22 protein-coding genes are annotated in these 26,809 nt (G+C 72.2%); 17 read left to right on the top strand and 5 right to left on the bottom strand.

Annotated features, from left to right (window positions below; all coding sequences use genetic code 11):
* Window positions 1-110: 110 nt before the first annotated feature.
* The 7 genes from ACIBK8_RS34170 (at window position 111) to ACIBK8_RS34140 (ending at window position 8,259) form a co-directional block, all read left to right on the top strand.
* Window positions 111-851 carry a class II aldolase/adducin family protein gene (locus ACIBK8_RS34170; RefSeq protein ID WP_399046408.1) on the top strand — a complete coding sequence of 247 codons (741 nt, stop codon included), beginning with the start codon at window positions 111-113 and terminating at the stop codon, window positions 849-851.
* A gap of 160 nt (window positions 852-1,011) precedes the next feature.
* Entirely contained in the window at window positions 1,012-2,889 is a 1,878-nt protein-coding gene (locus ACIBK8_RS34165) for a non-ribosomal peptide synthetase (RefSeq protein ID WP_399046406.1), read from the top strand.
* Window positions 2,886-4,589 (top strand): condensation domain-containing protein, encoded by a 1,704-nt coding sequence (locus ACIBK8_RS34160; protein ID WP_399046404.1) that lies wholly within the window; start codon window positions 2,886-2,888, stop codon window positions 4,587-4,589. The genes ACIBK8_RS34165 and ACIBK8_RS34160 overlap by 4 nt, the downstream gene beginning before the upstream one ends.
* Window positions 4,570-5,913: an MFS transporter gene (locus ACIBK8_RS34155; RefSeq protein ID WP_399046402.1), complete on the top strand. Its 1,344-nt coding sequence runs from the start codon at window positions 4,570-4,572 to the stop codon at window positions 5,911-5,913. Before ACIBK8_RS34160 ends, ACIBK8_RS34155 begins: the two co-directional genes overlap by 20 nt.
* Window positions 5,897-6,082, top strand: a complete 186-nt coding sequence (locus ACIBK8_RS34150; RefSeq protein WP_393684738.1) for an MbtH family protein — start codon at window positions 5,897-5,899, stop codon at window positions 6,080-6,082. The genes ACIBK8_RS34155 and ACIBK8_RS34150 overlap by 17 nt, the downstream gene beginning before the upstream one ends.
* A gap of 55 nt (window positions 6,083-6,137) precedes the next feature.
* Complete coding sequence (locus tag ACIBK8_RS34145) at window positions 6,138-6,875, top strand: class I SAM-dependent methyltransferase (protein WP_399046401.1); 738 nt, start codon at window positions 6,138-6,140, stop codon at window positions 6,873-6,875.
* Between the two features lie 25 nt (window positions 6,876-6,900).
* Entirely contained in the window at window positions 6,901-8,259 is a 1,359-nt protein-coding gene (locus tag ACIBK8_RS34140) for a condensation domain-containing protein (RefSeq protein WP_399046400.1), read from the top strand.
* A 47-nt stretch (window positions 8,260-8,306) separates the two neighbouring features.
* Here ACIBK8_RS34140 and ACIBK8_RS34135 read toward each other — a convergent pair whose 3' ends face one another.
* Entirely contained in the window at window positions 8,307-9,230 is a 924-nt protein-coding gene (locus ACIBK8_RS34135) for a LysR family transcriptional regulator (RefSeq protein WP_399046399.1), read from the bottom strand.
* A gap of 84 nt (window positions 9,231-9,314) precedes the next feature.
* Between ACIBK8_RS34135 and ACIBK8_RS34130 the strand changes: the two genes are divergently transcribed.
* The 5 genes from ACIBK8_RS34130 to ACIBK8_RS34110 all read left to right on the top strand — a co-directional run bounded on the left by ACIBK8_RS34130 (window position 9,315) and on the right by ACIBK8_RS34110 (window position 15,498).
* The gene (locus ACIBK8_RS34130) at window positions 9,315-10,076 is read left to right on the top strand and encodes a sulfite exporter TauE/SafE family protein (RefSeq protein ID WP_399046398.1); all 762 of its coding nucleotides are present in this window, start codon (window positions 9,315-9,317) and stop codon (window positions 10,074-10,076) included.
* Between the two features lie 247 nt (window positions 10,077-10,323).
* Window positions 10,324-12,276 (top strand): potassium transporter TrkA, encoded by a 1,953-nt coding sequence (locus tag ACIBK8_RS34125; RefSeq protein WP_399046397.1) that lies wholly within the window; start codon window positions 10,324-10,326, stop codon window positions 12,274-12,276.
* A gap of 128 nt (window positions 12,277-12,404) precedes the next feature.
* A complete protein-coding gene (locus ACIBK8_RS34120) occupies window positions 12,405-13,052 on the top strand; it encodes a transglycosylase SLT domain-containing protein (protein ID WP_399046395.1) in 648 nt (215 codons plus the stop codon).
* Between the two features lie 105 nt (window positions 13,053-13,157).
* Entirely contained in the window at window positions 13,158-14,255 is a 1,098-nt protein-coding gene (locus ACIBK8_RS34115) for a TerD family protein (RefSeq protein ID WP_399046393.1), read from the top strand.
* Window positions 14,256-14,715: 460 nt separating this feature from the next.
* A complete protein-coding gene (locus tag ACIBK8_RS34110) occupies window positions 14,716-15,498 on the top strand; it encodes a chitinase (RefSeq protein ID WP_399046391.1) in 783 nt (260 codons plus the stop codon).
* A gap of 143 nt (window positions 15,499-15,641) precedes the next feature.
* On the opposite strand, the gene def is transcribed toward ACIBK8_RS34110, so the two are convergent.
* On the bottom strand, window positions 15,642-16,304 hold the full coding sequence (gene def, locus ACIBK8_RS34105; RefSeq protein ID WP_399046389.1) for a peptide deformylase: 663 nt from the start codon (window positions 16,302-16,304) through the stop codon (window positions 15,642-15,644).
* 111 nt (window positions 16,305-16,415) lie between these two features.
* Between def and ACIBK8_RS34100 the strand changes: the two genes are divergently transcribed.
* Window positions 16,416-16,994, top strand: a complete 579-nt coding sequence (locus ACIBK8_RS34100; protein ID WP_399046387.1) for a helix-turn-helix domain-containing protein — start codon at window positions 16,416-16,418, stop codon at window positions 16,992-16,994.
* A 31-nt stretch (window positions 16,995-17,025) separates the two neighbouring features.
* On the opposite strand, the gene ACIBK8_RS34095 is transcribed toward ACIBK8_RS34100, so the two are convergent.
* The 3 genes from ACIBK8_RS34095 to soxR form a co-directional block, all read right to left on the bottom strand.
* Window positions 17,026-18,177 (bottom strand): cation diffusion facilitator family transporter, encoded by a 1,152-nt coding sequence (locus ACIBK8_RS34095; RefSeq protein WP_399046385.1) that lies wholly within the window; start codon window positions 18,175-18,177, stop codon window positions 17,026-17,028.
* Window positions 18,178-18,539: 362 nt separating this feature from the next.
* Entirely contained in the window at window positions 18,540-18,872 is a 333-nt protein-coding gene (locus ACIBK8_RS34090) for a hypothetical protein (protein ID WP_393684709.1), read from the bottom strand.
* Between the two features lie 167 nt (window positions 18,873-19,039).
* Entirely contained in the window at window positions 19,040-19,504 is a 465-nt protein-coding gene (gene soxR / locus ACIBK8_RS34085) for a redox-sensitive transcriptional activator SoxR (protein ID WP_399046383.1), read from the bottom strand.
* Between the two features lie 55 nt (window positions 19,505-19,559).
* Between soxR and ACIBK8_RS34080 the strand changes: the two genes are divergently transcribed.
* The 4 genes from ACIBK8_RS34080 (at window position 19,560) to ACIBK8_RS34065 (ending at window position 26,686) form a co-directional block, all read left to right on the top strand.
* The gene (locus tag ACIBK8_RS34080; protein WP_399046381.1) at window positions 19,560-21,092 is read left to right on the top strand and encodes an MFS transporter; all 1,533 of its coding nucleotides are present in this window, start codon (window positions 19,560-19,562) and stop codon (window positions 21,090-21,092) included.
* A gap of 243 nt (window positions 21,093-21,335) precedes the next feature.
* Window positions 21,336-22,052 (top strand): FadR/GntR family transcriptional regulator, encoded by a 717-nt coding sequence (locus tag ACIBK8_RS34075; protein WP_399046379.1) that lies wholly within the window; start codon window positions 21,336-21,338, stop codon window positions 22,050-22,052.
* Between the two features lie 25 nt (window positions 22,053-22,077).
* Window positions 22,078-25,032, top strand: a complete 2,955-nt coding sequence (locus tag ACIBK8_RS34070; RefSeq protein ID WP_399046430.1) for an AAA family ATPase — start codon at window positions 22,078-22,080, stop codon at window positions 25,030-25,032.
* Between the two features lie 55 nt (window positions 25,033-25,087).
* Window positions 25,088-26,686: a carboxylesterase family protein gene (locus ACIBK8_RS34065; RefSeq protein WP_399046377.1), complete on the top strand. Its 1,599-nt coding sequence runs from the start codon at window positions 25,088-25,090 to the stop codon at window positions 26,684-26,686.
* Window positions 26,687-26,809 lie beyond the last annotated feature (123 nt).

Here is a 26,809-nt window from a genome sequence, read left to right as displayed (position 1 = left end):
AGACCTGCGGGATGTGGCGCTGCGCTCACCAAAGGCGCCCTGCTGACCGTCCGTCATAACGCATTCGGTTTCCGGTGCGTATGCGACGCCGTCCCGCAAGGAGAATGAGAATGTCCCAGACCATGGCAGCAGCCGCGCGGGACCACCTGCCGCGTACCCGGGAAGAGCAGCGGCACGCCCTGGTGGAAGCGATCCACCTCTTCGCCGCACTCGGATACAGCGAGGGGATCGCCGGCCACATCAGTGTGCGGGACATCGAGAACGAAGACGCCTACTGGGTCAATCCGTTCGGCCTCGACTTTCACCAGGTGACGGTGGACGACCTCCTGTTGGTGGGGAACGAAGGCGTCATTCTGGCCGGTGAGGGAGAGCTGAATCCGTCGGTCGACCCGATCCACGGGGAACTCCACCGGGCACGCCCCGACCTCGTCGCCTTCGCCCATACGCACTCGATGTACGGCAAGACCTGGTCGTCACTCGGCCGGAAGCTCGACCCCATTACGCAGGACGCCTGCGCGCTCTATCAACGGCACGGCCTCTATTCACAGTTTCTTGGGCTCGTCGACGCCAGGCGGGAGGGGAAGGCGATAGTCGAGGCCATGGGGGAAGGCACGGCCGTCATCATGCAGAACCACGGGTTCCTCGCGGGCGGGCGGAGCATCGGCGAGGCCGCCTGGCTTTTCATCGTGATGGAGCGGGCGGCCAAGTCGCAGCTCATGGCGGAGGCGGCCGGAAATCCGCTGAAGATCCCGCACGACGTGGCTCTGGACACCGGACGCGCCCTCGCGAAAATCGAGTTCGCGGAGAAGCAGTACCGGAATCTGTACGACTCGACGTGCGGGCGCCGATGAGCTGTCCCCCGACGCGGTCAAGGGGCGAGGAAATGAAACGTGGATTCACCTTCCTTCCGGTCGTGGGGCCGAAGGAGTGCGACGCGGACCGGTTTTACGACGCGTGCACAGAGCTGTCCGAGCCGGCCGATGAAATCGGGTCGCTGTCGGGGAACGCCGCGTGACGGAACCGGGCCGGAGCACCGTACCCGGCGCCACCGACACGTCCCCGCCCCGCGCCGCGACGCACGAGCTGTTCGAGCGGCAGGCCAGGCGGCGGCCCAGGGCCCCGGCCGTCAAGGGAGGCGGCCGGACCGTCGGCTACGGCGAACTCGACAGCCGCGCCCATGCCCTGGCCCAGCGCCTCACCGCCGCCGGGGCGGGCCCCGGCACCCCCGTCGCGGTCGCCTCGCCCCGGTCGGTCGGACACATCGTCGCCACGCTCGCCGTATGGAAGGCGGGCGGGGTCTGCGTGCCCGTGGACCCGCTGCTGCCGAGGGAACGCAGCGAGCGACTGCTGGTGATGTCCGGTGCGCAGCTCGTCGTCGGACCGGACGAGCAGATCACCGGGGCCGGCGCCGCGGGGGAGCAGGGCACCGCGTGGTCACCCCGGAGCCAGGGCGACGAGCGGACCGCGTACGTCTTCTTCACCTCCGGATCCAGCGGCGAACCCAAGGCCGTCGGCATCCCGCACCGCGGCATCGTCAACGAAGCGCTCTGGACCCGGGACACCTTCGGGCTCGGCCCCGGCGCCATCGGCAGCTGGCTGTCCTCACCCGGCTTCGCCCTCACCCGCTGGGAGCTGTGGTCACCACTGACCAGCGGCGCCTGCGTGGCCTTCGCCGACGAGGGCACCGAGTGGGACGCCGCGGCCGTGCAGCGCCTCCTGCTGGCGGCGGGAGTGACCTGGAGCGTGGCGGTCACACGGCTGGGGGAGCAGCTCATGGAACTGGACTGGCCCGCCGGGACGTCCCTCCAGGCCCTCATCACCGGTGGCGAGCAACTGCGCACCTGGCCACGGAACCTCCCCTTCCGCGTCTACAACTCCTATGGCATCACCGAGACTTCCGGCGTACGCCTGATCGCCCCACTGCCCGCGTCCCCACCCGGCCCTGACGGGAACTCCCTCCCTCCGATCGGCCTCCCCATACGCGGCACGCACGCCTACGTACTCGACGACGAGCAGACCCCGGTGGCCGAAGGCGCGGCGGGAGAGCTGTACATCGGCGGCATCGGTCTGGCACACGGCTATCTGGGCAGACCCGGCATGACGGCCGCACGCTTCCTGCCCGACCCGTTCCGGGGGCAGGGACAGCGGATGTACCGCACCGGGGACCTCGTCCGCCGGCCCGCCGACAAACTCCTGCGCTACGTCGGACGCGCCGACGACGAGGTGAAGATCAAGGGCGTCAGGCTCAGCCCCGCCGAGGTCGAATCGGCGCTGCTCGCCCACGAAGCGGTCGCATCCGCCCTGGTACGGGTCGACTCCCGTGCCGGTGTGGTCTGTTACCTCGTCCGCCGCCCGGGGCACACCGTGGCCGCGCACGACCTGCGCGCCTTCCTCGCGCAACGGCTGCCGAGCGTCGTCGCCTCCCCGGTGTTCGTCGAACTGTCCGCCCTTCCCCTGCTCAGCAGCGGTAAGGCGGACCGCAGGGCGCTGCCGGAACCGCACCCGGACAACACGCTGACGGACATCTTCGAGCAGCCGCACGACGGGCTTGAGACGACGGTGGCCACGGCGTTCCGCACCGTCCTGGACGTACCGGCGGTGAGCCGGCACGACGACTTCTTCGCGCTCGGCGGCGACTCGCTGCAACTCGGCCGCCTCAAGGGCCTGCTGGAACAGGCTCTCGGCCTGACGGTGCCCGCCTCCGCGCTCTTCGCGGAGCGCACTCCCCGGCAACTCGCCTCCCTGCTGTCCACGCTGCCCGCGGCCCCCGCGCCGGAGACGGCAGCGGACCCGGCACCGCGGGCGGCGGACACACGGTGGATCGACGGGCTCAGCGACGACGAGGTCGCCGACCTGCTGACGGTCATCGAGCGGACGGAGGGACCATGAACCGCGCACCGGCCGCCCAGGACCCGGAGTCGGCCCGGCGCCGGCTGCGCGCACTCGCCGCCCGGCACGGGAGCACACCCGGACAGGACCGGGAGCCGCCGCGCGCCGTACCGCTCTCCGGCAGCCAGCGCAGCATGTGGCTGCACGACCGCCTCACCCCGGAGTCCGCCACCTACGTCGAGACCGTCGCCTTCGACCTGTCGGGTCCACTCGACAGCGCGGCGCTCCGCAGCGCCCTGCACACGGTCGTACGGGACCAGGACGCGCTCCGCACCGTCTTCGTGACGGGGGATTCCGGCCCCGTCCAAGTGGTGCGGACCGGCGCCGATGCCGGGCCCGGCCTCACCGAGGTGACGTGCGGGGCCGGTGTGCACACGCGGGACGACGTCATCGCCCTGGCGGACGCCGATGGCCTGTTCGCGCCCTTCGACCTCGGCAACGGGCCCTTGGCACGGGCCCGCCTCCACCGGCTGTCACCCACGCGCGCGGTGTTCGTCCTCGCGGTCCACCACCTCATCTGGGACGGTGCGAGCACCGGCATCCTCCTCCACGCGCTCTTCACCGCGTACGAGACCGCGCTGGGCGGTGCGACCCCCGCGCCGCAGCCACCCGCCGTGACCTACCCGGAGTACGTACGCGCGGAGCGCGGCCGGTGGGCGGGCACCCGGTTCCGCGACTCCGTCGACCACTGGGCGAACCGGCTCGCCACGGCCGCCCCGCCCGGCGACCCGGCCCCCGGCATGGCGTCCCGGCCCGGCGCCGTTCTCGAACGACCGGTGCCCGCCACGGTCGTCGACACCCTGCGCAGCACCGCGCCGCGGCTCGGATGCACCCCCTTCATGCTCCTCGTCGCCGCACTGAGCGCCGCCCTGCGTCCCGCTTCGCTGCCCGCCGACACCGTGCTGGCGGCCCCGATGTCGGTACGCACCCCCGGCACGGAAAGACTGATCGGCAACCTCGTCCACACCCTGCCCATCCCGCTGGAACTGCCGGCCGGGGCGTCGCGCCGGACGTACGTCGAGCAGGTGCGTACGGCGTGCGCCGAAGCCTGGGAGCACCGGGCGGTCCCGCTGGAGCAGGTGGTCGCATCGGTGCCGCAGCACCGGGCGGCGCACGACCGCTACACCCGGACGATCCTGGACCACGTCCGGCTGCCCGACCCCCTGCACGGCCGGGCGGGACTGTCCTGGACGCCGCACTGGCTCCCCGGCCGCACCGCCAAGTGCGAGCTGCTCATCGCCTGGATCGAGACGGCCGACACCACGATCATGCGCGTCGAGTACCCGACCGCCACCCGGTCACCGGAATCGGCCGGACTCCTGGCGGACCGGGTGCTCGACACGCTCCAGGCACTCCTGGACGACCTCGACGCCCCGCTCGCCACCCTGCCGACGACGGAACCGGCGCCCGCCCCCGCAGGCCCGTCCGCGGACCCGGCACCCGGCCCGTCGGCCGAAGTCCCCCCAGCTGTGCGGGCGGCGGCACACCAGGCGTGGCAGGAGGTACTCGGCGTCGACGACCTGGACGACGAGGACGACTTCTTCGCGCTCGGCGGGCGTTCGATGGACGCCGCGCGGATCGCGGCCAAGACGGGCGCCGCGCTGGACCTCGTCCTGCGCACACGCACCGTCCTGGAGGCGGACTGCTTCGGCGACTTCGTGGCACGCGTGGGAAGGATCCATGAAAAGAACAGCGACTGAGCCGCCCGGCGCCCTCTCGTACGGTCAGGTACTCGCCGACCGCCGACTGGCCGCGCTGCTGCTGGGAGACATGTTCTCGCAGATCGCCAACGGCATGATCATCGTCGCGCTGCCGATGGAGGCGCTCAGGATCCACGGCACGTTTCCCGCCTCGCTCGCCGTGTCCCTGGTGGCGACGGCACCCTTCGTGCTGGCCACCGTGCTCTCGCTGGCGATGGGCCTCGGCCGCAGAAGGCCGCCGCCCCGCGTGCTGCTGCTGACCGACTGTGTGCTGCGGTCCCTCGTCTCGGGAACCCTGGGCGTGCTCGCGCTGACGGACGCGCTGAGCCTGCCCTTACTCATCGTCGGGCTGCTGATGGGCTCCTCCTTCCGGCTCGTCGGCAGCAGCAGCCGACGGCTGCTCGCCACCGGAATGGTGGGCGCCGAAGGCCGGTTGGCGGTCAACGGCCTGCTCGGCTCGGTCAGCAGCGGTGCCCAGTACATCGCGGGCCCCGTGATCGGCGGACTGCTGGTCGTGACGAAGGGCCCCGGCCTGGCGCTGCTCTTCGACGGTGCCGCCGCTCTGCTGCTCCTGGTCGTGGTGGCGACCGTGGTACCCAGGCCGCCGTCCGCCGGGCGGCCCGCGCCGCACAGCGAGAAGAACGGCGACGATCACGGGGCGGCGGGCCCGGTCTCGGGATGGCGGGTGCTGCGCGCCAACTCGCAGGCCGCCCGGCTCTTCGTCGTGGTCTGCTGCTTCAACTTCTTCTACATGCCGGTCGAGATCGCTCTGCCCCTGCTGGTCCGGGGGCCGCTGGACGCCGACGGCGCCGGACTCGGCCTGCTCTGGGGCATGTTCGGCGCCGGCGCCTTCGTCGGCGCGCTGGGCATCAACCAGCTGCGCAGGCTCCCGGTCCAGCCCACCCTGGTGACCGCGATCGCGCTGTGGGCACTGTGCCCCATCGGTCTCGCGACGGCCGGGGACTTCTGGCCGGCCGCCGTGGTCTTCACGCTCGGCGGCCTGGTATGGGCACCGTTCACCCCGCTCGTCTACACGTTCCTGCAATCCACCCTCAACGAAATGGAGCAGCAGCCCGTCGTCACGCTCTGGGCCGCGGGCACGAGTCTCGCGGCCCCGGCCGGCCTGTCGCTCGGCGGGCCGTTGGTGCAACTGCTCGGCGTACGGCCGAGCCTGGCGGTGTCGGGTCTGCTGACGGCGCTGCTGGTGCCGGTGGCGGGCTGGGGCCTGCTGCGTACCGGCCGAGCGGCACAGGACAAGGATCCCGTGACCGGCAGGGCCGGGATCCCTTCACCCGAGGAGGCACGCGATGAACCCGGCCGATGACCTCACCTACGCGGTGGTGGTCAACGACACCCGCCAGTACTCGATCTGGGACGTGTCCCGCGCCCTCCCCGCCGGCTGGCGGGAAGAGGGCTTCCGCGGCTCGGAGCGGGAGTGCCTCGCCCATGTGGACGCGGTGTGGACCGAGATGAAGCCCCTGGCCGAGCAGTAGCCCGCGCCCGAACGAGGCGCCGGATCCGGCATCACCGAGTGGGGAGGACCAGACCATGGAGTCGTACGGCAACACGGAGTGCTGGGACCGGGTGGAGGACTACGACGGTCTCGGCTGGGCGACGGCCCGGGACGCGGAGGAAGCCGCCGGTTTCCTCGCGGAACTGGCGGGCCGGGGGAGGGCCCTGGAACTCGGCGTGGGAAGCGGCCGGGTCGCCGTCCCCCTGGCGCGACGCGGAGTGCAGGTGGTGGGAATCGACTCCTCCGAGCCGATGGCTGACCAGCTCCGCCGCAAACCCGACGCCGCGGACATCGACGTGGTCATCGGAGACTTCGCCGAGGTTCCGGCGCCCGGAACGTTCGGCGTCGTCTACTGCGTCCTCAACACGTTCATGCTGCTGCTGACCCAGGACGAGCAGGTCCGCTGCTTCGAGAACGTCGCCGCCCGGCTCGACCCCGGCGGCTCGTTCGTCCTTCAGCTGTCGCTGCTCAGCCCCGCTCACTACGCCCAGTCGACCTTCGCTGAGACGATGCGCGCCGCGGCCGACTCGGCCGTCCTCGTCGCCGCGGAGCACGACCGCGCAGGCCAGCGCGTCAACCGCCAGCAGATGGTGGTGACCAAAACCGGCGTGCAGTTCTACCCCATGTCGTACCGCTACGTATGGCCGTCCGAACTCGACCTGATGGCGCGGATCGCCGGTCTTGAGCTCGCCGGCCGGTGGGCGGGATGGACGGGCGCGCCGTACCAGGGGAACCCCGGCCGCTACATCACGGTGTTCCGCAAGAGCGTCTGACACGAGCGCCCGGGAGGCAGCCGAGATGGAGCCCGTGCCGCTGATGTGGGGGCAGGAGCACTACTGGTACGGCCGGTACGAGCACCCCCGCATCAACACCAGGATCCCCGTGGTCTGGGCGCTTCCCGCGGGCTGCACGCACGCGCGGGTGGTCTCCGCCGTGCGGGCACTGATCCGACGCCACCAGGCACTGCGGACGACGTTCCCGGTCGGCGGTGACGGTCGGCCCGTCCAACTGGTCCATCCACCGGACGGGCACAGCGCCGTGGAGTCGCAGGCTCTCCGCCCCGGCGAGGACTTCCCTGCCCTGCTCGCCCGGACGGCCGCGCGGGACATCGACCCGGAGCGGGAGCGTCCGGTGAGATTTCTGCACGTCACCGGCGACGGGACGGCGGGGCGGCTGATCGCCGTCTTCCATCACATCGCGGTGGACGCCGCGAGCATCGAGCGGCTGTGGGAGGACTTCACGTCGCTGCTCGCCGGCGCCGGTACGGGAGACCCGCCGGACGGCCCGGGGGAGGGGGAACCCTGGACGCCCACCGATCAGGCACGCCTCGACCACTCCGCCGAGGAGCTGACGTACCGCGCGAGCGCCGCCTCCCACCTGGAGAGGTGTCTGCGGAAAGTGCCGCGGACGCTCTTTCCCGCCTTCCGCCCGCTCCCGCTCACCGCCGACGGGGGATCGGCCGAACCGGAGCCCGTGTACTGGCGGTTGGCGCTCGGCTCGGCCCGGCTGCACGCCGCGGTCGAGAGGCTGTCGGTCAGATATCGGGTGGTGCCGTCGGTCGTCTATTTCGGCGCGTTCGCGGTGCTGCTGAAAACACTCTCGGGGCAGCCGGCCCTCGTCATCCGTTCGGCCTTCTCCACCCGGCCCCCCGCCCATCCCACCGCCGTCGGCTGCTTCTTCCAGCGGTCGCTCGCCGCCGTCGACCTGTCGTGTGCGCGCACGACCCGGGAGGCGCTCCACGCGGCGCGGGACGCGTACACCGACGCCTGGGAGTTCGCCCGGCACTCCTACCGGGACGCACAGCTCGCCAAGGCCGCCGAGGAGACGCGGCGCGGCAGCCCCGTCCGCCTCTCGGTCTCGTACAGCTACTTCGCGTCGCCGGTCACCTCGCAGGTATGGCAGCAGACCGCCGGCCTGCCGGAGATGACCGTCCGCCCGAGGGATCCCGCGAAGCTCGACAACGACGCCGATCTGAACCTGGAGGTCCTGCTCGGCGAGGAGAACCGGGTGGAACTGTCCCTGCTGGTGCACAGATCGCTGTACGACCGCGCCGAGGCGTCCCGCATCCTCGTCGACCTCGCCACGCAGATCTTTTCCTGGGACGGCGCAAGCGCATCCGGCCCCCGCTCTCACGGCGCCATCGCGGAGCGGCCCTGAACGCCCTGCGGCAGGCGCCTGGAGTCGTGCCCGGGGCGGCGCAGCCGCTACGCGGGCGGGGCCGCCGCTGGGGGCGCCGGCAGGGACAGCGCCGCCTGCCGCAGGTGTGCGGCGAGCGCCTCCGTGGCCGCCGACGGCGCCCGGTCGCTGACGCCCCGGGCGAGGAGGTGGCGGCGGCGGGCCCACGGGTCCTGGAGTGCGCACACGTCGAGCGGCAGGCCGGGATCGATGGCGCGGCGCGGTACGACCGCGAGCCCGACTCCGGCGGCCACCAGGCCGACGAGGACGTTGAGGTCGGCGACGCTGGTGCGGTACCGCACGACCGGAGTGTGCGGGCCGAGGTGCTTCTCGATCCAGCGCCGCAGCGAGGAGTCGGTATCGAGCCCGACGAGGGGATGCTCGGCGACCTCGCGATAGGCCAGCGAGGTGCGGCCCGCGAGAATCCCGCCGGCCTGGCCGATCACCACGAGGGAGTCGTCACCGAGTGATTCCATGGCCAGGCCGCAGCCGCGTGCCTCGTCGTCGACGACGACACCCAGATCCGCCTCGCCGTCGGCCAGTGTCCGCACCGTCTGCGGAGTGCGGCTCTCGGAGACCGTGACATCGGCGTCGGGATGCGCCCGCAGGAACGACACCAGGGCCTGCGGTACGAGACGGTGCATCGCGGAGCCGCCGGCCAGCAGGGTCAGCGGAGCGGCCGGGGACCGGGTGTAGCTCGCGACGGCGCTCTCCAGGCGCGCCGTCTGCGCCAGGACCTCGCGGGCGTGCCGGGCCAGGGCCGTCCCCGCGGGAGTGGGCCGCACGCCCCTCCGGCCGCGGATCAGCAGGGCCACACCCGCGTGGTGTTCAAGCGAACGCACCCTGGCGCTGGCCGACGGCAGGCTCAGGTGCATCCGGCGAGCGCCCGCCGTGATCGACCCCTCCGCCACGATGTCGAGGAACAGCCGCAGGTCGTCAAAGTCGTAGCGCACCCTGCTGAGCCTATGGCACTGCCTAATGCCAGGTACGTCGAATACGCATTGTGGGCCCGCCGGTCACCGGGCGACCATCGGCGGGTGTCAGAGATATTGCTCGTCCTGTTGGCAGGCACAGGCGCCGGCGTGCTGAACGCCATCGGCGGCGGTGGCAAGTTCGTCGCGCTGCCCGCGCTGGTGGCGGCCGGCCTGCCACCCGTCACGGCGAACGCGTCGTCCACCATCGCCCTCGTACCCGGTGCCGTGGTCAGCGCATCGGTCTGCCGACGCGAACTCGCCCCGGTGGGAGGCGCGTCCACGAAGGCGCTGACCCTGACCAGCATGGCCGGGAGCGCGGTCGGCGCCGGTCTCATGCTGGCGCTGCCCGCGGCGTCGTTCGAGGCCGCGGTGCCCTGGCTGCTCGCCTTCGCCACGCTGCTCGTCGCCTTCGGGAGCCGTCTCTCCCGGGCGCTGAGCGGCGCGCTCGACCGGCCGGTCGGGATGAGTCCGCGGGCCGTGCTGATCGGCCAGTTCGTCCTCGCCGTCTACGGGGGATACTTCGGCGGTGCCGTAGGCATCATGATGCTGGCCCTGTGGAGCGTCGGCCTCGGCCTCGACGCGGCGGTCAGCAACCCGATGCGGGTCACCCAGCTCGCGGCCGTCTACGTCAGCGCGACCGTGCTCCTCCTCGTCACCTCCGACGCTCTGGCATCGCCGCTGATCCTCGTCACCATGCTGGCCGGCGCGGTGGTGGGCGGCTTCGGCGGCGCCCACCTCGCCCGCCGCCTCCCCGCCCGGATACTGCGCCGGCTCCTCGTGGCCTCGGCCGGCACCACGACCGTCCTGTACTTCCTCCGCGGCTGACCCCGAACGGGAGCCACGGGGGCCGGTGTTGAGCCCCGAAGGTGAGACCGGACGGTCAACTCCCTTGGCTGGTCGGCCCGTTGCGGAAGCGCTGGGGAAGCGAGAGGGCTCGGCGGCGCCCACTCGGCCACGTGTGCGCCCGGTACATCGACCGTGCGGATCAGGGTTAAATGATCTTCAGGACGGTAGTGATGACGGCGCCGCCGACGTTCGGCGGCCCCGGTGGCGGAGGGCGAGGTCTTCTGTAGTGCGTACGAGACTGCGGGACCGATTGCGGTACTGGTTCGACGCGACGATGGACCGGGGGACACCGGCCCTGATCGGCTGGCTGGGCCTGGCGTCCGTCGTGCTGATAGCCGTCGTGACCGGCCTGGTGGTGCTGCTCACCGACGAGGACACCGAGCAGAACGGCGGCTGGCCAGGCGTGGCCTGGATGAGCCTGCTGCGCACCCTCGACCCCGGCACGATGGGCGGGGACGCCGGCGGGCCGCTGTTCCTGGGCCTCATGCTGACGGTGACCGTCGGCGGGATCTTCATCGTCAGCGCGCTCATCGGTGTGCTGACCACCGGCCTGGAGGCCAGGATCCAGGAATTACGACGGGGCAAATCGCGGCTGATCGAGCGTGGGCACACGATTGTGCTGGGCTGGTCGGAGCAAGTGTTCACGGTGATCGCGGAGTTGGTGGAGGCCAACCAGAGCGAACGGCGCTCGTGCGTCGTCATCCTCGCCGACCGGGACAAGGTCGAGATGGAGAGCGAGATCCGCAGGCGCATCCCGGAAACCGGCCGCACCCGGGTGGTCTGCCGATCCGGCAGCCCCCTTCAGCGGGCGGATCTGGAGTTGGTGAGCCTGGACGCGGCCAAGTCCATCATGGTGCTGCCTCCCGTCGGGGACGACAACGACACCGACGTCATCAAGGTGCTGCTGCTCCTCAACAGCCGCCGCTGGAAGGGCGCGCGTCCGCACGTCGTGGCGGCCGTGCAGAATTCGGCCAACACCGCGGCGGCCCGGCTGGCCGCGGGCGAGACCGCTCTGGTGATCGACGCCGACGACATCGCCGTACGCCTGATCGTGCAGTCGCACCGGCAGTCCGGCCTGTCCACCGTCTTCAACGAGCTGCTCAGCTTCGTCGGCAACGAGTTCTACCCCTACCCTGCGACCGCGCTGGCCGGCATCACGTACGGGGAGGCGCTCAACAGATTCGCTCTCGGCATTCCGGCCGGATTGCGCAGGGCGAGTGGGGAGATTCTGGTCAATCCTCCGATGGATACGGTCATCGTCGCCGATGACGACGTGCTGGTGGTCGCCGAGGACGACCTCCTCATCACGCTGTCGGACACCCCGCCTCCCGTCATCGAGCCGGCGATCACCTCGTCCCCCGGCCGGCTGCCGGTACCGGACCGCACACTCGTGATCGGCTGGAACTCCCGGGCACCCAAAATCATCATGCTGCTCGACCGCCTGGTGGAGCCCGGCTCGCTGCTCGACATCGCGGCCTCCCGGCAGCCCGACGACGCCTTCCGGCAGCACCTGGAGAACCTCACGGTGGGCTACAAGCCCTGCAAACCGACCCTCAGGACCTCGCTGGAATCCCTCGGCCTGGAGGGCTACCGGCACATCATCGTGCTGACCGATGACGACATCGACGCCGAACGCGCCGACGACCACACCCTGGTGACGCTCCTTCACCTGCGGGACATCGCGATCAGGTCAGGCAGCCCGTACTCGATCGTCACCGAGATGAACAGCGACGCCAACCGCGAGATCGCCCAGGTCACCAAGGCGGACGACTTCATCGTCAGCACCAAGGTGATCAGCCTCCTGCTGACCCAGCTCGTCGAGGACCGCAACCTGTACGCCGTGTTCACCGACCTCTTCGACCCGGAGGGATCGGAGATCTACCTCAAGCCCGCCGCCAGTTACCTCACACCCGGTACGACGGTGAACTTCGCGACGGTCGTCGAGGCGGCCAGGCAGCGGGGCGAGACGGCCATCGGCTACCGGATCGCCCGCCACAGTGACGAAGCTCCGACGTACGGCGTCTTCCTGAACCCTGCCAAAACCGCGCCGTTGTCGCTGGAGGAACGCGACGCCATCGTGGTGCTCGCCGAGGACAGCCGTGTGGCCGTGCGCCTGCCGGCAGCCGGAGGCGGGCACGCCGCGGGCAGCGGCACGGCAGAGACGTCCGCACTCCCGTAGCGGACCGGGACCGCCACGCGGACGAGACGTTGCCGCACTCCGCGCTCACCCCACGCATAATTCATCCCTTGCGCAATCATGGAACCAAGACGGGGGCCCGGAGCGACACCTACGTGGGAGAGCGGCACATGGCTGATTCGCGGCGGCACTGGCGCTGGCTCGCCGTACCGACCTTCGCCCTGGTCATCTGGGGCGTGGCCCACGAGGGTCACGCCCCACGGCACCCCACCGCACCTCATACGGAGCCCTCCGCCACACCCGGCGCCGGCGGCACCTCCCGCCCCTCCTCTGCCTACGACCCCGCCGACTACGCCCCGCAGGTCCGCAAGTACGCCGCGCGGGCCGGCGTCGAGCCGCGGTTGCTGATGGCGATCCTGTACTGCGAGGCGTACAAGCCCCACGACCCGGAGCTGGAGCGCGCCTGGCAGCACTACAAATCCGACGCGGCATTCGGCATCGCGAACATGCACCGCGCCGCCTTCGACGAGACCCGCAAGGGACGGGACTTCGCCGACCGGAGGTGGGAGGAGCTGCCCGATGACCGGGACCTGGCCGTTGAGGCGGCTGCCTGGTATCTGCATGACCTGGCACGGCAGTTGCCCCCGAAGTGGCCCGCCGCGCACTCGCGTCAGGACCTGCTGGCGCTCGGCTACAACGCGGGGGCGGGCAACATGCTGGCCTTCGCGCGCGGCGTGACACCCGGCGGGCAGGCCCGCTCGTATCTGGACCGCCTGCACGAGAACTGGGCCGCCGCCGGGAGAGCCACCGCGCCCTGAGCCGCGGCACTTACTTTAGGATTTGCGCAAGCCAGGAACCCTGGCGATTTCCGCCGCGTTGAAGCCGAAGGACGCCGGAAGCCAGCACAGTTGTGGAGGAAGCAGATGAGTGTGGCCCTGACCAAGGGCGGCAATGTGTCGCTCGGCAAACAGGCCCCCGGCCTGACCGAGGTGAGCGTCGGGCTCGGCTGGCAGGTGGGAGGTGCCGGCTTCGACCTGGACGCCAGCGCTCTGCTGTGCGACCAATCCGGGAAGGTCCTTTCCGACCAGCACTTCGTCTTCTTCAACAACCTCCGCAGCCCGGACGGTTCGGTGCGGCACTCGGGGAGCGGCGCGGCCGGCGCGGGCGGCGGGGACGACGAGCAGATCCACGTCGAGCTCGGCGCCGTTCCCCCCGAGGTGGCGAAGATCGTCTTCCCGGTCTCCCTCTACGAGGCCGAGCAGCGCGGCCAGAACTTCGGCCAGGTCCGCAGCGCCCACATCCGCGTGACCGACCGGACCAGCGGCACCGAAATCGTCCGCTACGAACTGCGGGGCGACGCCGCAACCGAGACCGCGATGATCTTCGGTGAGCTGTACCGCCACGGCTCGGACTGGAAGTTCCGCGCCATCGGCCAGGGCTACGCCTCCGGACTCGCGGGCATCGCGCAGGACTTCGGCGTCGACGTCCTGCGCGCGGAACCGGCCGCCCCCGCCCCGCCCGCGATGCCCGCCCCGCCCCCCGAGCCGCCCGCCGCCCCGGCAGCGGGGGCCGCCGCCGGCTGGGAGGCACCCGTGCCCGGCTCCGCCGCCATCTCACAGCAACCAGCAGGGAGTTCCCCCATGACGTGCTTCTTCGACCCCCACCACGGCCCCGGCATGACGCCCGTGACGTGGTCACCGCAGTGGGGCGTACCGCGGCAGATCCAGGCGTGCGGGAGCTGCGCCCAGCGCGTGCAGAGCACACCGCCGCCGTACTACACCGAGCCCCAGGCGGGGTACCCGCAGCCGGCCCAGCCCGGCTATCCGCCGGCGCAGCAGGGCTACCCGCAGCCGATGCAGCAGGAGTACCCGCAGCAGCAGGGCCAGCAGCAGGGACGCCGCTTCGGCACGGGCGCGCTCATCGGCGCCGGCGCGGCCGGTCTGGTCGGCGGCGCGCTGCTCAACGAGGCGTTCGACGACGACGAGCCCGACGTGGTCGTCAACAACTACTACGAGGACTGAGCCACCGAAGCCCCATGATCCGGCGCCCGGCCTGCGACCTTCCCCCGCAGGCCGGGCGCCCTGCCGTCCCCGCCGTGACGGCACATGAACTCCTTCCGCCCGCCGTGGCAACTGCGGTAGAGCGCATCCCGCAGCAACTCGCCACGATGCACGGCCACTTGAGGTTGTCCCGCTCGGATGGACGGCCGATCTCGCTTCCCTCTGACGCGGTATGGACGTTCTCGGCGCGGCACCTCTAGCCTGAAGTTGGTCTAGACCGCAGCCCGGCCTCACGGCCCGGCCATGCGGTCCTGTCCAGCGTGCCGCGGCATCCCTCCGGCCCTTCGGCGATGCCGCCAACAGATCAGCTCGGTAAGGCAATTCCCCCACAGCGGCTGCTTCCCGCCCGGCGTTCGGCGCCCGGCGTGAGGTCCGGGCTCCGGTGCCCGGCGGGCGTGCAGCCGCACGAAGGAGTTCCTCGATGAGATCACGTATCGCCGCACTGCTGAGCGCCGCGGCCCTGGCCGTGGGAGTGGCCGTCATGGTGCCGGCCGCGCCCGCGGGGGCCGCGTCCGGCTGTTCCCCGTCCGCGCATGCCCAGGCCGGCCACGCCTGTGAGGGCGCCGGGGCCAGGACCAAGGCCGAGGGCTTCGTCGTCAGCGAAGCCCAGTTCAACCAGATGTTCCCGAACCGGAACGCGTTCTACACCTACCAGGGTCTTACCGACGCGCTCAGCGCCTACCCGGAGTTCGCGAACACCGGCAGCGACACCGTCAAGCGTCAGGAGGCCGCGGCCTTCCTCGCGAACGTCAGCCATGAGACCGGCGGTCTCGTCTACGTCGTGGAGCAGAACACCGGCAACTACCCGCACTACTGCGACGCCACCCAGCCCTACGGCTGCCCCGCGGGCCAGGCCGCGTACTACGGCCGCGGCCCGATCCAGCTGAGCTGGAACTTCAACTACAAGGCGGCGGGCGACGCGCTCGGCATCGACCTGCTGAACAACCCCTCGCTGGTGGAGCAGGATGCCGCCGTGGCCTGGAAGACGGCGCTGTGGTACTGGAACACCCAGACCGGCCCCGGCACCATGACGCCGCACGACGCGATGGTCAACGGCAAGGGCTTCGGCGAGACGATCCGCAGCATCAACGGAACCATCGAGTGCAACGGCGGCAACCCCGGACAGGTGCAGAGCCGGATCAACAGCTACCAGAGCTTCGTGCAGATCCTGGGGACCGTCCCCGGCGACAACCTGAGCTGCTGAGACGGCGAACGGCGCCGCTGGAGCGGTGAGCTGACCGCCCGCCCGAGGCCCCGTGTCCTCGGGCGGGCGAGGGGGAGCCGGGCCTCGCCGGTGGGGTGGCCGGCCGTGAATCCGCCCGCCCGCAGCCGTCGGGCCCGCGGCTCCTACCGCTCCAGACCGGCGGCTTTGGCCGCACGCCGGGCGAAGACTTCCTCGCGGCGGTCCGTCATCTGACGCAGGGCGTCCTTGCGGTCCCGTTTGGAGAGCCGGTCGAGATAGGTGTGGCCGAGGAGATGGTCGGTCTCGTGTTGCAGGCACCGGGCGAAGTACCCCGTCCCCTCGATGACGAGCGGGGCGCCTTCCTTGTCGAACCCGCGGACGACGGCGTGGTCGGTGCGGGGGACCGACTTGCCGGCGCCGGGGACGGACAGGCAGCCCTCGAAGTCGTCGACGAGCCGGCGGTCGCCAGGAGCGGGCAGGTCCAGGACCGGGTTGGCGATGTGGCCGGTGTGCCGGATTCCGTACTCGTCCGGGCAGTCGTACACGAACAGCCGCAGGCCGACGTCCACTTGGTTCGCGGCCAGACCCGCCCCGTCGGCCACATGCATCGTCAGGAACATGTCGTCGATCAGGCTCGACAGCGCGGGGGAGCCGAAGGCGGTCACCTCCTGGCACGGACGGCTCAGGATCTCCTCGCCCACCTCCGTGATCCGGCGCACCGCACCGCGTTCCGCCTCCGGCGGCAGAGCCGGATAGGAGTCGACGGGGCGCCCCTGCACGCGGACCCGCCGGTCGACGGAACGGGGCCGCTCGTGACGAACGGACATAGCTGCCTCTCCTTCTGCGCACGCCACAGCTGCCGCGGGCGTCGCCGCGGCCTGACGCCTTCCAGTACGGACTCCTTGCCAAGCGCTTTGCAAAGTAGCAGACTTTGCAAAGTGACTGATGAGGACGTCAACATTCCGCACGACCGGACGCGCGGCGCCGACGAGGAACTGCGCGAGCACGAGGTCCGCACCGCCCTGCTGGACCTGCTCGCCGAAGTCGGCGCCGTCACGGCGACCGAAGCCGCCTCCCGGCTGGGCTACAGCTCCGGTCTCTGCTCCTTCCACCTGCGCCAGCTCGCGCGCCACGGACATATCGAAGAAGCCCCCCACAGCGGGGGCCGCGCACGCCCCTGGCGGCTGCGGCAGCGCACGCCCGCTGCCGACGGGCCCCCGGCCGAGCAGTTCGGCGACCTGGCCCGGGGGCTTGAGGACGAGAGCTGGCAACGCTGGCTGACCCAGCGGGACGGGGCGCCTCCCGAATGGCGTCACGACGAAGCCTTCAGCGCCGTCGCCTACCTGACGCCCGAAGAGATGAGCCGGGTCGCGGACGTGGTCCGACGAGCGCTCGCGCCCTACGAAGACCGCGAACTACGCCCCCTGGCCCGGCCCGACGGCGCCCGGCCGGTGGCACTGATCACCCGGCTCTTCCCCCTGCTTCCCCATCCGGCGGACGACGCGGACCAGGACTGAGGAGTCGTCGGCCGTTTCTTACGGGATGTCCTTACGGGGTGGGGCAACCGCTGCCCGCCCGGCCGGCCTTCGTCCACCGGCCGGTCCGGGCCGGTCCCACCGCCGGCGCGCCGGGCCGCTCGCCGTGGTGGGACAGGGCCGCGTGCGGGTCGGTTGCGCCGGTGGGGGCGTGGTCGGTGTGGAGGGTTGCCGCGGTCAGCCTCGGGATCGCGTGGATCAGGGCGTGCTCGGCGGTGACGGCCACCTCATGAGCACGGACGACGGTCAGGTGCGGGGCGACCACGATGTCGGCCTCGGCGCGCAGGGCGTGACCGATCCACCGCATCCTCACCTGCCCGACACCCAGCACCCCGTCGACCCCACGCAGCGTGTGCTCCGCGTCCTCGACCAGGCCGGGATCGACGGAGTCCATCAGCCGCCGGTACACCTCGCGGGCCGCGTCCTTGAGCACCAGCAGGATGGCGACGGTGATGAGCAGGCCGATGACCGGGTCGGCGACGTGCCAGCCGAGCGCCGCACCACCGGCTCCCAGGAGAACGGCCAGCGACGTGAACCCGTCGGTGCGGGCGTGCAGACCGTCGGCGACCAGCGCGGCGGAGCCGATCCGCCGGCCCGTGCGGATGCGGTAGCGGGCCACCCACTCGTTGCCGACGAACCCGGCCAGCGCGGCGGCGGCCACCGCCCACAGGTGGGTGATGTCGCGGGGGCTGAGCAACCGGTCGACGGCCACCCAGGCGGCCAGGGCGGCGGAGGCGGCGATCGTCGTCACGATGAGCAGACCGGCCAGGTCCTCGGCACGGCCGTAGCCGTAGGTGTAGCGGCGGTTGGCCGCCCGGCGTCCGAGGACGAAGGCGATGCCGAGCGGGACGGCGGTCAGTGCGTCGGCGGCGTTGTGGATGGTGTCGCCGAGGAGCGCCACCGACCCGGACAGGGCGACGATCATGGCCTGGACGGCGGTGGTCAGACCGAGGACGGCCAGGGAGATACACAGCGTGCGCATCCCCGCCCTGGAGGTCTCCATCGCCGCGTCGACCTTGTCACCGGCCTCGTGACGGTGTGGCCTGACGAGGTGGGCGATCCGGTGCCGCAACCCGGCCGGCGAGGGGCTGCCCCTGCGACCGGGCCCGTGCGGGTCGTGATGGCGGTGGTCTTGATGAGCACGGCTGCGCTGATTCCCCTCCATACAGCTCACCGTGGCACACGAAACCGATCGCGGCTACAACTGATTTACCCCCTGTGACCAGGTGCGATGCTGTCGCAGAAGCACTCGCTGAGCAATTGGTCCGCACGTCGGCTCAGCGGCTCTTCGAGTCCATCACGTGGACCGCCACGGCCGTCGGCCCGACCCTGGGAAGCGTGGCCGTCAGCCTGCTGGGGCTCCGGCCACCGTCACCGGCCACGAGCAGAGAGCCCTCCCCTCGTGGGCAACCGTGAAATCCGGTGCCCACGAGGGGAGGGCTCTACCGGCCGGCCTGGCTACGCAGGCCGGCCGCGCAGGAGATTCTCGCCTGCCCGTTGGGCCCGGCGAGAAGAACTCACTGACGCTCAGCAGCTCTTCTTGTACGCGAACTTGATCGGCTTCGTGACGAACGCCTTGTGGCCCTTCGCGCCCCCCGCCACCGAAATGCACTCGTGGGAGAGCCCGGAATTGGTCGTCACGTAAAAGCCGTGCCTGCCCTTGCACGTGTTGTGGTAGTACACCGTGTAGGTGGCTATTCCGGCCGGGTTCCACGAGTAATTGAAGCAAGTGACGCTGCCGCGCTTGACACTGCGCAGGGAAACGTCGCTGCCGCTGGCGGCGCTTGCGGGGGTGGCTGCCACCGTCCCGGCGACAAGTGCCGCTCCAGCCAGTGCTCCGAGGATCTTGAACTTACGCATTGTGGTGCGTCCTCCCGTTGATTTCGTCTGGAATATGCCGGACGAAAGATCACTTTGCCAGCGCGGAGAAGGGAACGCAATGGCGATATGTCAGGTTTTGAAGGAATGTGATGTAAGTGAGCCGGGTGGGGGAGTTCCCGTACATTACGAATGGGTAACTGTGGATCTCAGCTCTTCCGTTGCCGTCGCTTTCCCTCCCCGAGTTCCAATGCCGTCCCCGGCGGGGCCAGTTCGTCGTTGGGGTTGACGATGGTGCAGCGGTTCATGGAAAGGCAGCCGCAGCCGATGCATTCGATGAACTGGGAGCGCATCTGCTGGAGGGTCTGAATACGTTCCTCGATGGCTTCCCGCCAGAGGCCGGTGAGGTGTTCCCATTCGAGGCGATTGGGAGCGCGGTCCTCGGGGAGGGAATGCATCGCGTCGCGGATGTCGGCCAGGGGAATGCCGACGCCGGAGGCCATGCGGATCAGGGCGATACGGCGCAACAGGTGACGGGGGTAGCGGCGTTGGTTGCCCGCGGTGCGCTGGGGGGTGAGCAGGCCGAGGTCCTCGTAGTGGTGGAGGGCGGCGACCGTGGCCCCGCTGCGGTGGGCGGCTTCCCCGACGGTGAGCAGCTGATGGGCGTTCGACATGCCCCGGACGATACGGGGTTGACCTCATGTCCTCCTGAGGTTTTATCTTCGCCGCATGTCCAGTGATCAGGGTGAGCAGGATGAGCAGGCGAACGGTCCTTCGGGGCACGGAAGTTGGGGAGACTTACTAGGAGGGCAGCACCGGCGGGTGGCCGTGGTGCTGGCCGGTGGTGTCGGGCTGTACGCGACGAACGTGTTCCTGACGACGAGTCTGCTGCCCGCCGCGGTGCAGGACATCGGCGGCGGACGGTTCTACGCCTGGGTGACCACGGTCTTCCTCCTGGCGTCGGTGATCTCGTCGACGCTGGTGAGCACGGTGCTGCCGCGGCTGGGCGCCCGGAACGCGTACTTCCTGGCGCTGGGGTCCTTCGCGGTCGGCACCGTGGTGTGCGCGGTGGCGCCGAGCATGGAGACGATGCTGGTCGGCCGGTTCGTGCAGGGGCTGGGCGGCGGCCTGCTGGCCGGGCTGGGATACGCGCTGATCAGGTCGCTGCTGCCGGACCGGCTGTGGTCGCTCGGCACCGCGCTGGTGTCCGGTATGTGGGGCGTGGGGACGTTCCTCGGCCCGGCGGTCGGCGGGGCGTTCGCACAGTTCGACCTGTGGCGCGGCGCGCTGGTGACGCTGCTGGTGGCGACGGTGCTGGTGATGGCCGTGGTGCCGCTGGCCGTCCCGGCGACCAAGGCGGGCGACGTGCCCCCGGTCGCGTCGCCGCTGACCGTCATCCTGCTGGTGGGATCGGTGCTGCTGGTCAGCATCGGCAACGTGGTGGGCTCGACGGCGGCGCTCGTGGCGCTGCTGGTGGCCGCGGTGGCCGGGCTGGTGCTCGGCCTGGCGTACGACCGGCGCAGCGGCGGACGCATCCTGCCCCGCTCGGCGTTCTCCTTCTCCTCGCCGCTGCCCTGGTGCTACGCCGCCATCGCGCTGCTGTCGATGGCCTCGCAGATCGAGGCGTTCATCCCGCTGTTCGGGCAGCGGCTGGCCGGCCTGGCCCCGCTGCTGGCCGGATTCGTCGGCGCTGCCATCGCGCTGGGCTGGACGCTGGGCGAGATTCCCAGCGCGAGCGTCGCGCGGCTGCGCAACAAGAGCCGGGTGGCGTCGGCCGGACCGCTGCTCATCACAGTGGGCTTCGTGGCCACCGGACTGCTGGCCACCCAGGGCATGGGCGCCGGAGTCGTCGTCGCCTGGGTGGTGGGCCTGTTGCTGGGCGGCGCCGGCATCGGGATCGCCTGGCCGCACGTGGCCACCCGCGTCATGGGCGGCGTCCGCTCGGAGGACGAGGGCGACACCGCCGCCGCGGCGATCAACACCGTCCAGCTCGTCTCCAACGCCATCGGCTCCGCCATCGCCGGGGTGCTCGTCCACCTCGGCGGGCCCGAATCCGCGGGTGAGGCGCGGCTCTCGCTCTGCGGCATCGGGCTCGCGGGCGTGCTGGGCGCCTGGTGCGTATGGCGCGGTACGGCCGCCTGGCGCCGGCGCGACGGCGCGGACGGCGCGCAGGATCAGGCCGCCGCGGACGGCGCGGCTCCGGAGGGAGCCGGCGGTCAGCAGGTGGCGGACGCCGCTCCCGGGGCGGCCACCGAACGGTGAGCAGCAGGGGCGGGCGGCTCGACCGGGCCTGCCCGCCCCCGCGCCCCTGCCACGGAAGCTCCATGCCCCGGCAGGGGCCGAAGTGGCCTCCGGGGACGGAATCCCGCCGGGCGCCCGGCCCGATGCCATGTCGCTCACGTTGAGGTGACGCCGGCGACCGGGCCCGTACCGGCGTCACCGGGAGCATCAGGAGCACCCCGGCGCCGGTACCGGTTACCAGACAACTGAGACCGAGGACACCACGTGACCCTGCGGCACATCGGCAAGCAGCGCACCGTGCACGAAGTCATCGCGCGGCTCCACGACGAGCTGGAGAGCGGCAGTTGGCCGGTCGGCTCGCGCATCCCGTCCGAGGGCGAGCTGGCGTCCAGGCTCGGGGTGAGCCGGCCCACCGTCCGCGAGGCGGTGAGCGCGCTGGTGCACACCGGCATGCTGGCCCCGCAGCGCGGCAAGGGGACATACGTGTGCTCGACGTGCAGTCCCGCCCCGATGCTCCGGGAGATCGAACTCGCCGGAATCCGGGACATGTTCGAGGTACAGCTCTGCTTCGACGTGCAGGTCGCGCGCTTCGCCGCACAGCGCCGCACGGAACGGGACCTGGCGCGGCTGTGGCAGCTGCTCCGCGAGCGGCGCCGGGCAGCCGCGGGCGAGGGCGGCGACTTCGCACGGCGGGACGCGTCCATGCACCTGGCCGTCGTCGGCGCCGCCCACAACGCCGCGCTGACGGAGAGCTACCGGTTCTTCGTCGGGCGCATCCAGCACAGCCTGGACCTCATCGGCGGGCAGGACCTGCGGCCGGCGTGCGGGGCGGAGCCGCACGAGACGCTGGTCCAGGCGATCGAGGACGGGCACCCGGAGGACGCGTCGGCGGCTGCCCGGCAGATCGTCCGGGCCAGTTGGGACGCCCTGGACGGCCTGTTGGTGCGCCGGAACGCCAGGAGAACCGTACGGCAGCGGTAACCGGATCGTAGGAGAGGTGAGCGTGATGGAGCGGGAGAGCTGGGCGTCGGTCACAGGGGAACGACCTCTTGTGGGGCGGGGGACGGAGCTGGCGGTGCTGCGGTCCGGTCTGGATGCCACCGCGGCGGGCCGGGGGCGATGCCTGGTGCTGTCCGGGCCCTTCGGGATGGGCAAGCGCCGTCTCCTGGAGGCAGCCGCCGAGGAGGCGGCGGAGCGGGGCATCGGCGTGGTCGGCACACGGGTGGCCGAGCCGGCCGGGCGGGCCGCGCTGGCACCGCTGTTCGCCGCGCTCGGCGACGGGCCGCTGCCGGTCCTGGACCCCGGCGAGGCGGAGGAACTGGCCGTTCTGCCCGAGCAGCCGACCGGCTGGGGGCGGCTGATAGGCCGGCTCGCCACGCTGATCGCACGCCGGGCAGGCCGTGACGGGCTGCTCATCACGATGGAAGGTGCCCAGTGGGCCGACCCCTCGACGCTCGCCGCGCTGACGGATCTGGTGCACCGCCTCGCCGACGCGCCGGTCATGTGGCTGCTGGCCCATACGGACGTGCCGCGGGAACGGTCGGCGCGAGAGACGTTCACGCAGTTCGCGAAGGAGGCCGCGGAGGTGGTGCCGCTGGCCCCGCTGGACGGCCCGGCGGCGCGGGAACTGGCCGGCCGGCTGCTCGGCGGGGCACCGGACCCGGCGGCGGAGCGGCTGCTCGGCGTCGCGGCGGGCAACCCCTTCCTGCTGGCCAAGCTGGTCCGGCTGCTGCACGCCGCAGGCCGGATCAGGACCGATCACGGCACCGCCCGGGTGCGGGGCCGTGAACTGCCCGAAGGCTGCGCGGAGTCCATCTCCCCCGTCTGGCACGGGCTGTCGCAGAAGACATACGACGTGCTGCGCATCGGCTCCTTATTAGGCGACGCGTTCTCCCTGCGGCATGCCGCAGCCCTGGCCGACACCACCGCCATGGGGCTGGCGTCCGCGGCCCAGGAGGCGGTGGACGCAGGACTGCTCGCCGACACCGGGCCGCTGCTCGCCTTCCGCGCCCCGCTCGTACGGCAGGCGCTCTACACCACGCTGCTCGGCCCGGTACGCCAGGCGCTGCACGCCGAAGTGGCCAGGACCTACCGGGAGGAGGGGCGGCGCGGCAGCGAGGTGACCGCGCACGCCGTGCTCGGCAGCGAAACGGAGCACACCGAACCGGCCGCCGGTCTCGTCCGGCAGGAGGCGGCGGCCACGGACCCGGCGTCCTGCGACCGGGACGCGGCGCGGCGGCTGCTCCAGCGGCTGCGCGCGTACGAACCCGTCGCCGCCGCCCCCGTCGCGACCGCGGTGCGGTTCCTGACCAAGGCCGGGGACGCGCCGCGGGCGGCCGGACTGCTCAGGGAAGCACTGGCCCAGGCACGCTGGGAGACCCCGGCCGGGGCGCGGGCGGCCCGGGAGCTGGCCGTGCTCGCCGTCCACACCGGTCACATCGGCGAGGTCGCGGTGCACTTGGAGCGGGCGCTGCTGGAGGTGGCGCCGCAACAGGGCCTGCGGGCCCAGGTGTACGCCCTGAAGGCGCTCTGCTCGGCGTTGCGCCCCGGCGGCCGGGAGGAGGCGGACCGCACCGCGCGCTGCGCCCTCCAACTGGGCGCGGTGCTCGGCGACCGGACCGTGGTGGCGCTGGCCGACGCCGCGCTCAGCCTGGCGGCCAGGGAAGGCGGCGACCTGGCGTGCTCGACGCACCTGGCGCGCGAGGCGGTGGCCGCCCACGCCCAGGAGAGCACGGGGGACGGCACCGGAGAGCTGCTCCGGCTGTGGCTGGCCTCCGCGCTGACCTCGTACGGCCGGCCGCTGGAGGCCGCCGACGCGCTGCGCGAGGTGCGTGACGGCCGGGATCATCCGGTGCAGGCGCCGGCCCTGCATCTGGTCAGGGCACAGCAGGAGTGGGCCTCCGGGCGGCTGGCGGAAGCGGCGCGGGAGGCACAGCGCGGGCTGCGGGCGGCCGGCGCCGGCACCTCGTCGCTGGAGTGGGCGCTGGCCGGGATGCTGTCGCTCATCGCGACGGTGCGGGACGATCCGGGGGAGGCGGCCGGTGTGCTGGCCCGCGTCCCGGCGGAGGAGGCCGGGACGCCAGGACCGCTGGGCTCGCTCGTGGCGTTCGCCGGCGCGGTCCACCTGGACGCGCAGGGGCACTCCGGCGCGGCCGTGGCACACCTGCGGCACCTCTACGAGGCGCCGGGGGAGCACGTGGCGTTCCTGATCGCCGACCCCGTCGTCCTGCCGCACCTGGTGCGGATGGCGCGCAGGGCGGAGGCGGGCCGGCAGGCGGCGGCGGTGACGGCGCTCGCGCGACGGCTGGCGCGGCGCAACCCCGGCGTACCGGCCGTGACGGGGGCGGCGCTGCACGCCCAGGGACTCCAGGCCGGTGATCTGGCGGCACTGGGCCGGGCGGTGCGCGTGCTGCGGGGCGCCGGCCACCCGCTGGCGCTGGCGTCCGCGCTGGAGGACGCCGGGGTGGCGGCGTTACGGGCCGGGCAGCAGCGGGACGCCGTCGACCGGCTGACGGAGGCCCAGCAGATCTACGGGACGAGCGGTGCGGCGCTGGGCCGCAAGCGGGTGCAGCGGTGGCTGGGCAGCCGGCCGGTTCCTGGCACGGTTCCCGGCACGGCGCCCGGCACGGACAAGGGCGCGGCGGCGCGGGCGGCACGCGGCACGGGGGAGCCGGTCTGCCCGCCGGAGCGCCCGGCGGCCGGGCGGCCGGAGGCCGAGGCGGGCGAACCTGCCGAGGGCTGGAGCAATCTGACGCCGTCGGAGCTGCGCGTCGTACGCCTGGTCGCCGACGGACTGACGAACCGTCAAGTCGCGAGCCGGCTCTCGCTTTCCACCCACACCATCGACTCCCACCTGCGGCGCTCCTTCGCCAAGCTGGGGATCTCCCGGCGGGTGGAGCTGGCCCGCCACGTGCTGGCGAACACGCCGTCCGGCTGGGTGCCCAGCCGGGTGGCCAAATGACCGCGGAACCGCTCCGGTGACCGCACGAACGCAGAGCAGAGGAAGAACCGACGCCATGGCAGTGACGAACGAGTCCGTAGAGGTGCAGGTGCAGATCTCCCAGGGGCCGGTGCGCGGCCGGCGGGAGGGGGCGGACGGGCGCGTGGCGGCGTTCCGCGGGGTGCCCTACGCGGCGCCGCCGGTGGGCCTCCTGCGCTTCGCGCCGCCCGCCCCGCCGCCCCCGTGGCGCGAGCCGCTGGCCGCCGACGGGCCCCGGGGCACCGTTCCCGTGCAACTCCCGTCCCCCGTCGGCGCGTTGATGGGTGACCCGGAGACGGAGCAGACCGAGGCGTGCCTGACGGTGAACGTCTGGACGCCGGGGCCCGGCGGCGGCAAGCGGCCGGTCCTGGTGTGGCTGCCCGGCGGCAGTTTCCTGACCGGCGGCGCCGACCTGCCGCGCTACGACGGCGCGGAGCTGGCGGCGCAGGAGAACCTGGTGGTGGTGCTGGTCAACTACCGCCTGGGCGCACTCGGGTTCCTCGCGCCGGAGGGCGCCGAGCCCGCCACGATCGAGGGGACGGGCACGGAGCTGACCTTCCGCACCGCGTCCCCGGACGGATTCACCACCAACGCGGGCCTGCTGGACCAGATCGCGGCGCTGCGCTGGGTCCGGGCGGAGATCGCCGCGTTCGGCGGGGATCCGGAACGGATCGCGGTCGCCGGGCAGTCGGCCGGCGGACAGGCGCTGGCCGCGCTGCTCGCCCTGCCGCAGGTACGCCCGCTGTTCCGGCGCGCACTGCTGCACAGCGCGCCGCTCGGCATGGCCCCGCTGACCCGGGAAGCAGCCGCCGCGACCGCGGACGTCTTCCGCACGGCGGCCGGCGCGGCAGGACCCAAGGAGCTGCGGCTGATGCCGGCCGAGCAGATACGGGCCGCGCAGCAGCACGTACTGACCCGGCCCCGGCCGGCCGGCGACGTGCGACCGCCCTTCCAACTCGTCGCGGACGACGCCGTCGTCGCCGCTGACCTCGCACGGGCACTGCGCGAATCCCCGCCGCTGAACGGCACCGAGATCCTGCTCGGCACCACCCGGCACGAGTGCGCCCTGTGGTTCGGCGGGCAGCCGGAGGGACCGGACCGGGCGGCGGTGCTCGCGGAGTTCCGCGCCGAGTTCGGCGCCCGCGCCGATGAGGCGCTGGCGCGGTACACCGCAGCCGCCCCGTCACCGTCCCGGGCCCTGCCGTCCGCATTCGAGGACCTCAAGACGGACGCGTTCTTCGCCGCCCCCACCCAGGAGTTCGCCGAAACCCTGCACGCACACGGCGCCCGCACCTGGCTCTACCGCTTCGACTGGCAGCTCCCCGGCCGTCACCGGGTCCTGCGGGCCTGCCACTGCCTGGACATCCCGTTCCTGCTGGGCCGTGAAGAGGCCCGCCGCGCCCCGGTCTTCGACGGCGCCGACCAGGACGGGATGACCCGCCTGCGGCGGCAGGTGCGGGCCCTGTGGGGCGCCTTCGTCCGCACCGGCGCCCCGGCCCCGGAGTCGGCCTGGCCCGCCCACCGCCCCGCCCGCCCCGCGGTCCGCACCCTCGGCGGCGAGCCGTCCGACACCGTCCACGACACCCTGCTGGAGCCGGGACGCGAGGAACTGTGGCGGGCGCGGACACGCGAGTGAGAACGCCCTCCTGACGCGACCGGGCCCCGGGCCGCAAAATCCCGCCCGGGGCCCGGGCGTGCGTGCGGCTCACGCGGCCAGAATCAGGGGGTGCAGGTCGCTCTGGGGGTTGTAGATTGTTGG

Source organism: Streptomyces sp. NPDC050161, assembly GCF_044460025.1.
Taxonomy (GTDB): Bacteria; Actinomycetota; Actinomycetes; order Streptomycetales; family Streptomycetaceae; genus Streptomyces.
This window is presented reverse-complemented; position numbering and strand designations above follow the sequence as displayed.

What these genes read in the sequence shown, in the direction of transcription:
- ACIBK8_RS34115 (WP_399046393.1), top strand. Translation starts at nt 13,158, where the DNA reads ATGAGTGTGGCCCTGACCAAGGGCGGCAATGTGTCGCTCGGCAAACAG.
- ACIBK8_RS34065 (WP_399046377.1), top strand. Translation starts at nt 25,088, where the DNA reads ATGGCAGTGACGAACGAGTCCGTAGAGGTGCAGGTGCAGATCTCCCAG.
- ACIBK8_RS34070 (WP_399046430.1), top strand. Translation starts at nt 22,078, where the DNA reads ATGGAGCGGGAGAGCTGGGCGTCGGTCACAGGGGAACGACCTCTTGTG.
- ACIBK8_RS34080 (WP_399046381.1), top strand. Translation starts at nt 19,560, where the DNA reads ATGTCCAGTGATCAGGGTGAGCAGGATGAGCAGGCGAACGGTCCTTCG.
- ACIBK8_RS34090 (WP_393684709.1), bottom strand. Translation starts at nt 18,872, where the DNA reads ATGCGTAAGTTCAAGATCCTCGGAGCACTGGCTGGAGCGGCACTTGTC.
- ACIBK8_RS34140 (WP_399046400.1), top strand. Translation starts at nt 6,901, where the DNA reads ATGGAGCCCGTGCCGCTGATGTGGGGGCAGGAGCACTACTGGTACGGC.
- ACIBK8_RS34170 (WP_399046408.1), top strand. Translation starts at nt 111, where the DNA reads ATGTCCCAGACCATGGCAGCAGCCGCGCGGGACCACCTGCCGCGTACC.
- ACIBK8_RS34150 (WP_393684738.1), top strand. Translation starts at nt 5,897, where the DNA reads ATGAACCCGGCCGATGACCTCACCTACGCGGTGGTGGTCAACGACACC.
- ACIBK8_RS34110 (WP_399046391.1), top strand. Translation starts at nt 14,716, where the DNA reads ATGAGATCACGTATCGCCGCACTGCTGAGCGCCGCGGCCCTGGCCGTG.
- ACIBK8_RS34120 (WP_399046395.1), top strand. Translation starts at nt 12,405, where the DNA reads ATGGCTGATTCGCGGCGGCACTGGCGCTGGCTCGCCGTACCGACCTTC.
- ACIBK8_RS34160 (WP_399046404.1), top strand. Translation starts at nt 2,886, where the DNA reads ATGAACCGCGCACCGGCCGCCCAGGACCCGGAGTCGGCCCGGCGCCGG.
- soxR (WP_399046383.1), bottom strand. Translation starts at nt 19,504, where the DNA reads ATGTCGAACGCCCATCAGCTGCTCACCGTCGGGGAAGCCGCCCACCGC.
- def (WP_399046389.1), bottom strand. Translation starts at nt 16,304, where the DNA reads ATGTCCGTTCGTCACGAGCGGCCCCGTTCCGTCGACCGGCGGGTCCGC.
- ACIBK8_RS34145 (WP_399046401.1), top strand. Translation starts at nt 6,138, where the DNA reads ATGGAGTCGTACGGCAACACGGAGTGCTGGGACCGGGTGGAGGACTAC.
- ACIBK8_RS34155 (WP_399046402.1), top strand. Translation starts at nt 4,570, where the DNA reads ATGAAAAGAACAGCGACTGAGCCGCCCGGCGCCCTCTCGTACGGTCAG.
- ACIBK8_RS34095 (WP_399046385.1), bottom strand. Translation starts at nt 18,177, where the DNA reads ATGGAGGGGAATCAGCGCAGCCGTGCTCATCAAGACCACCGCCATCAC.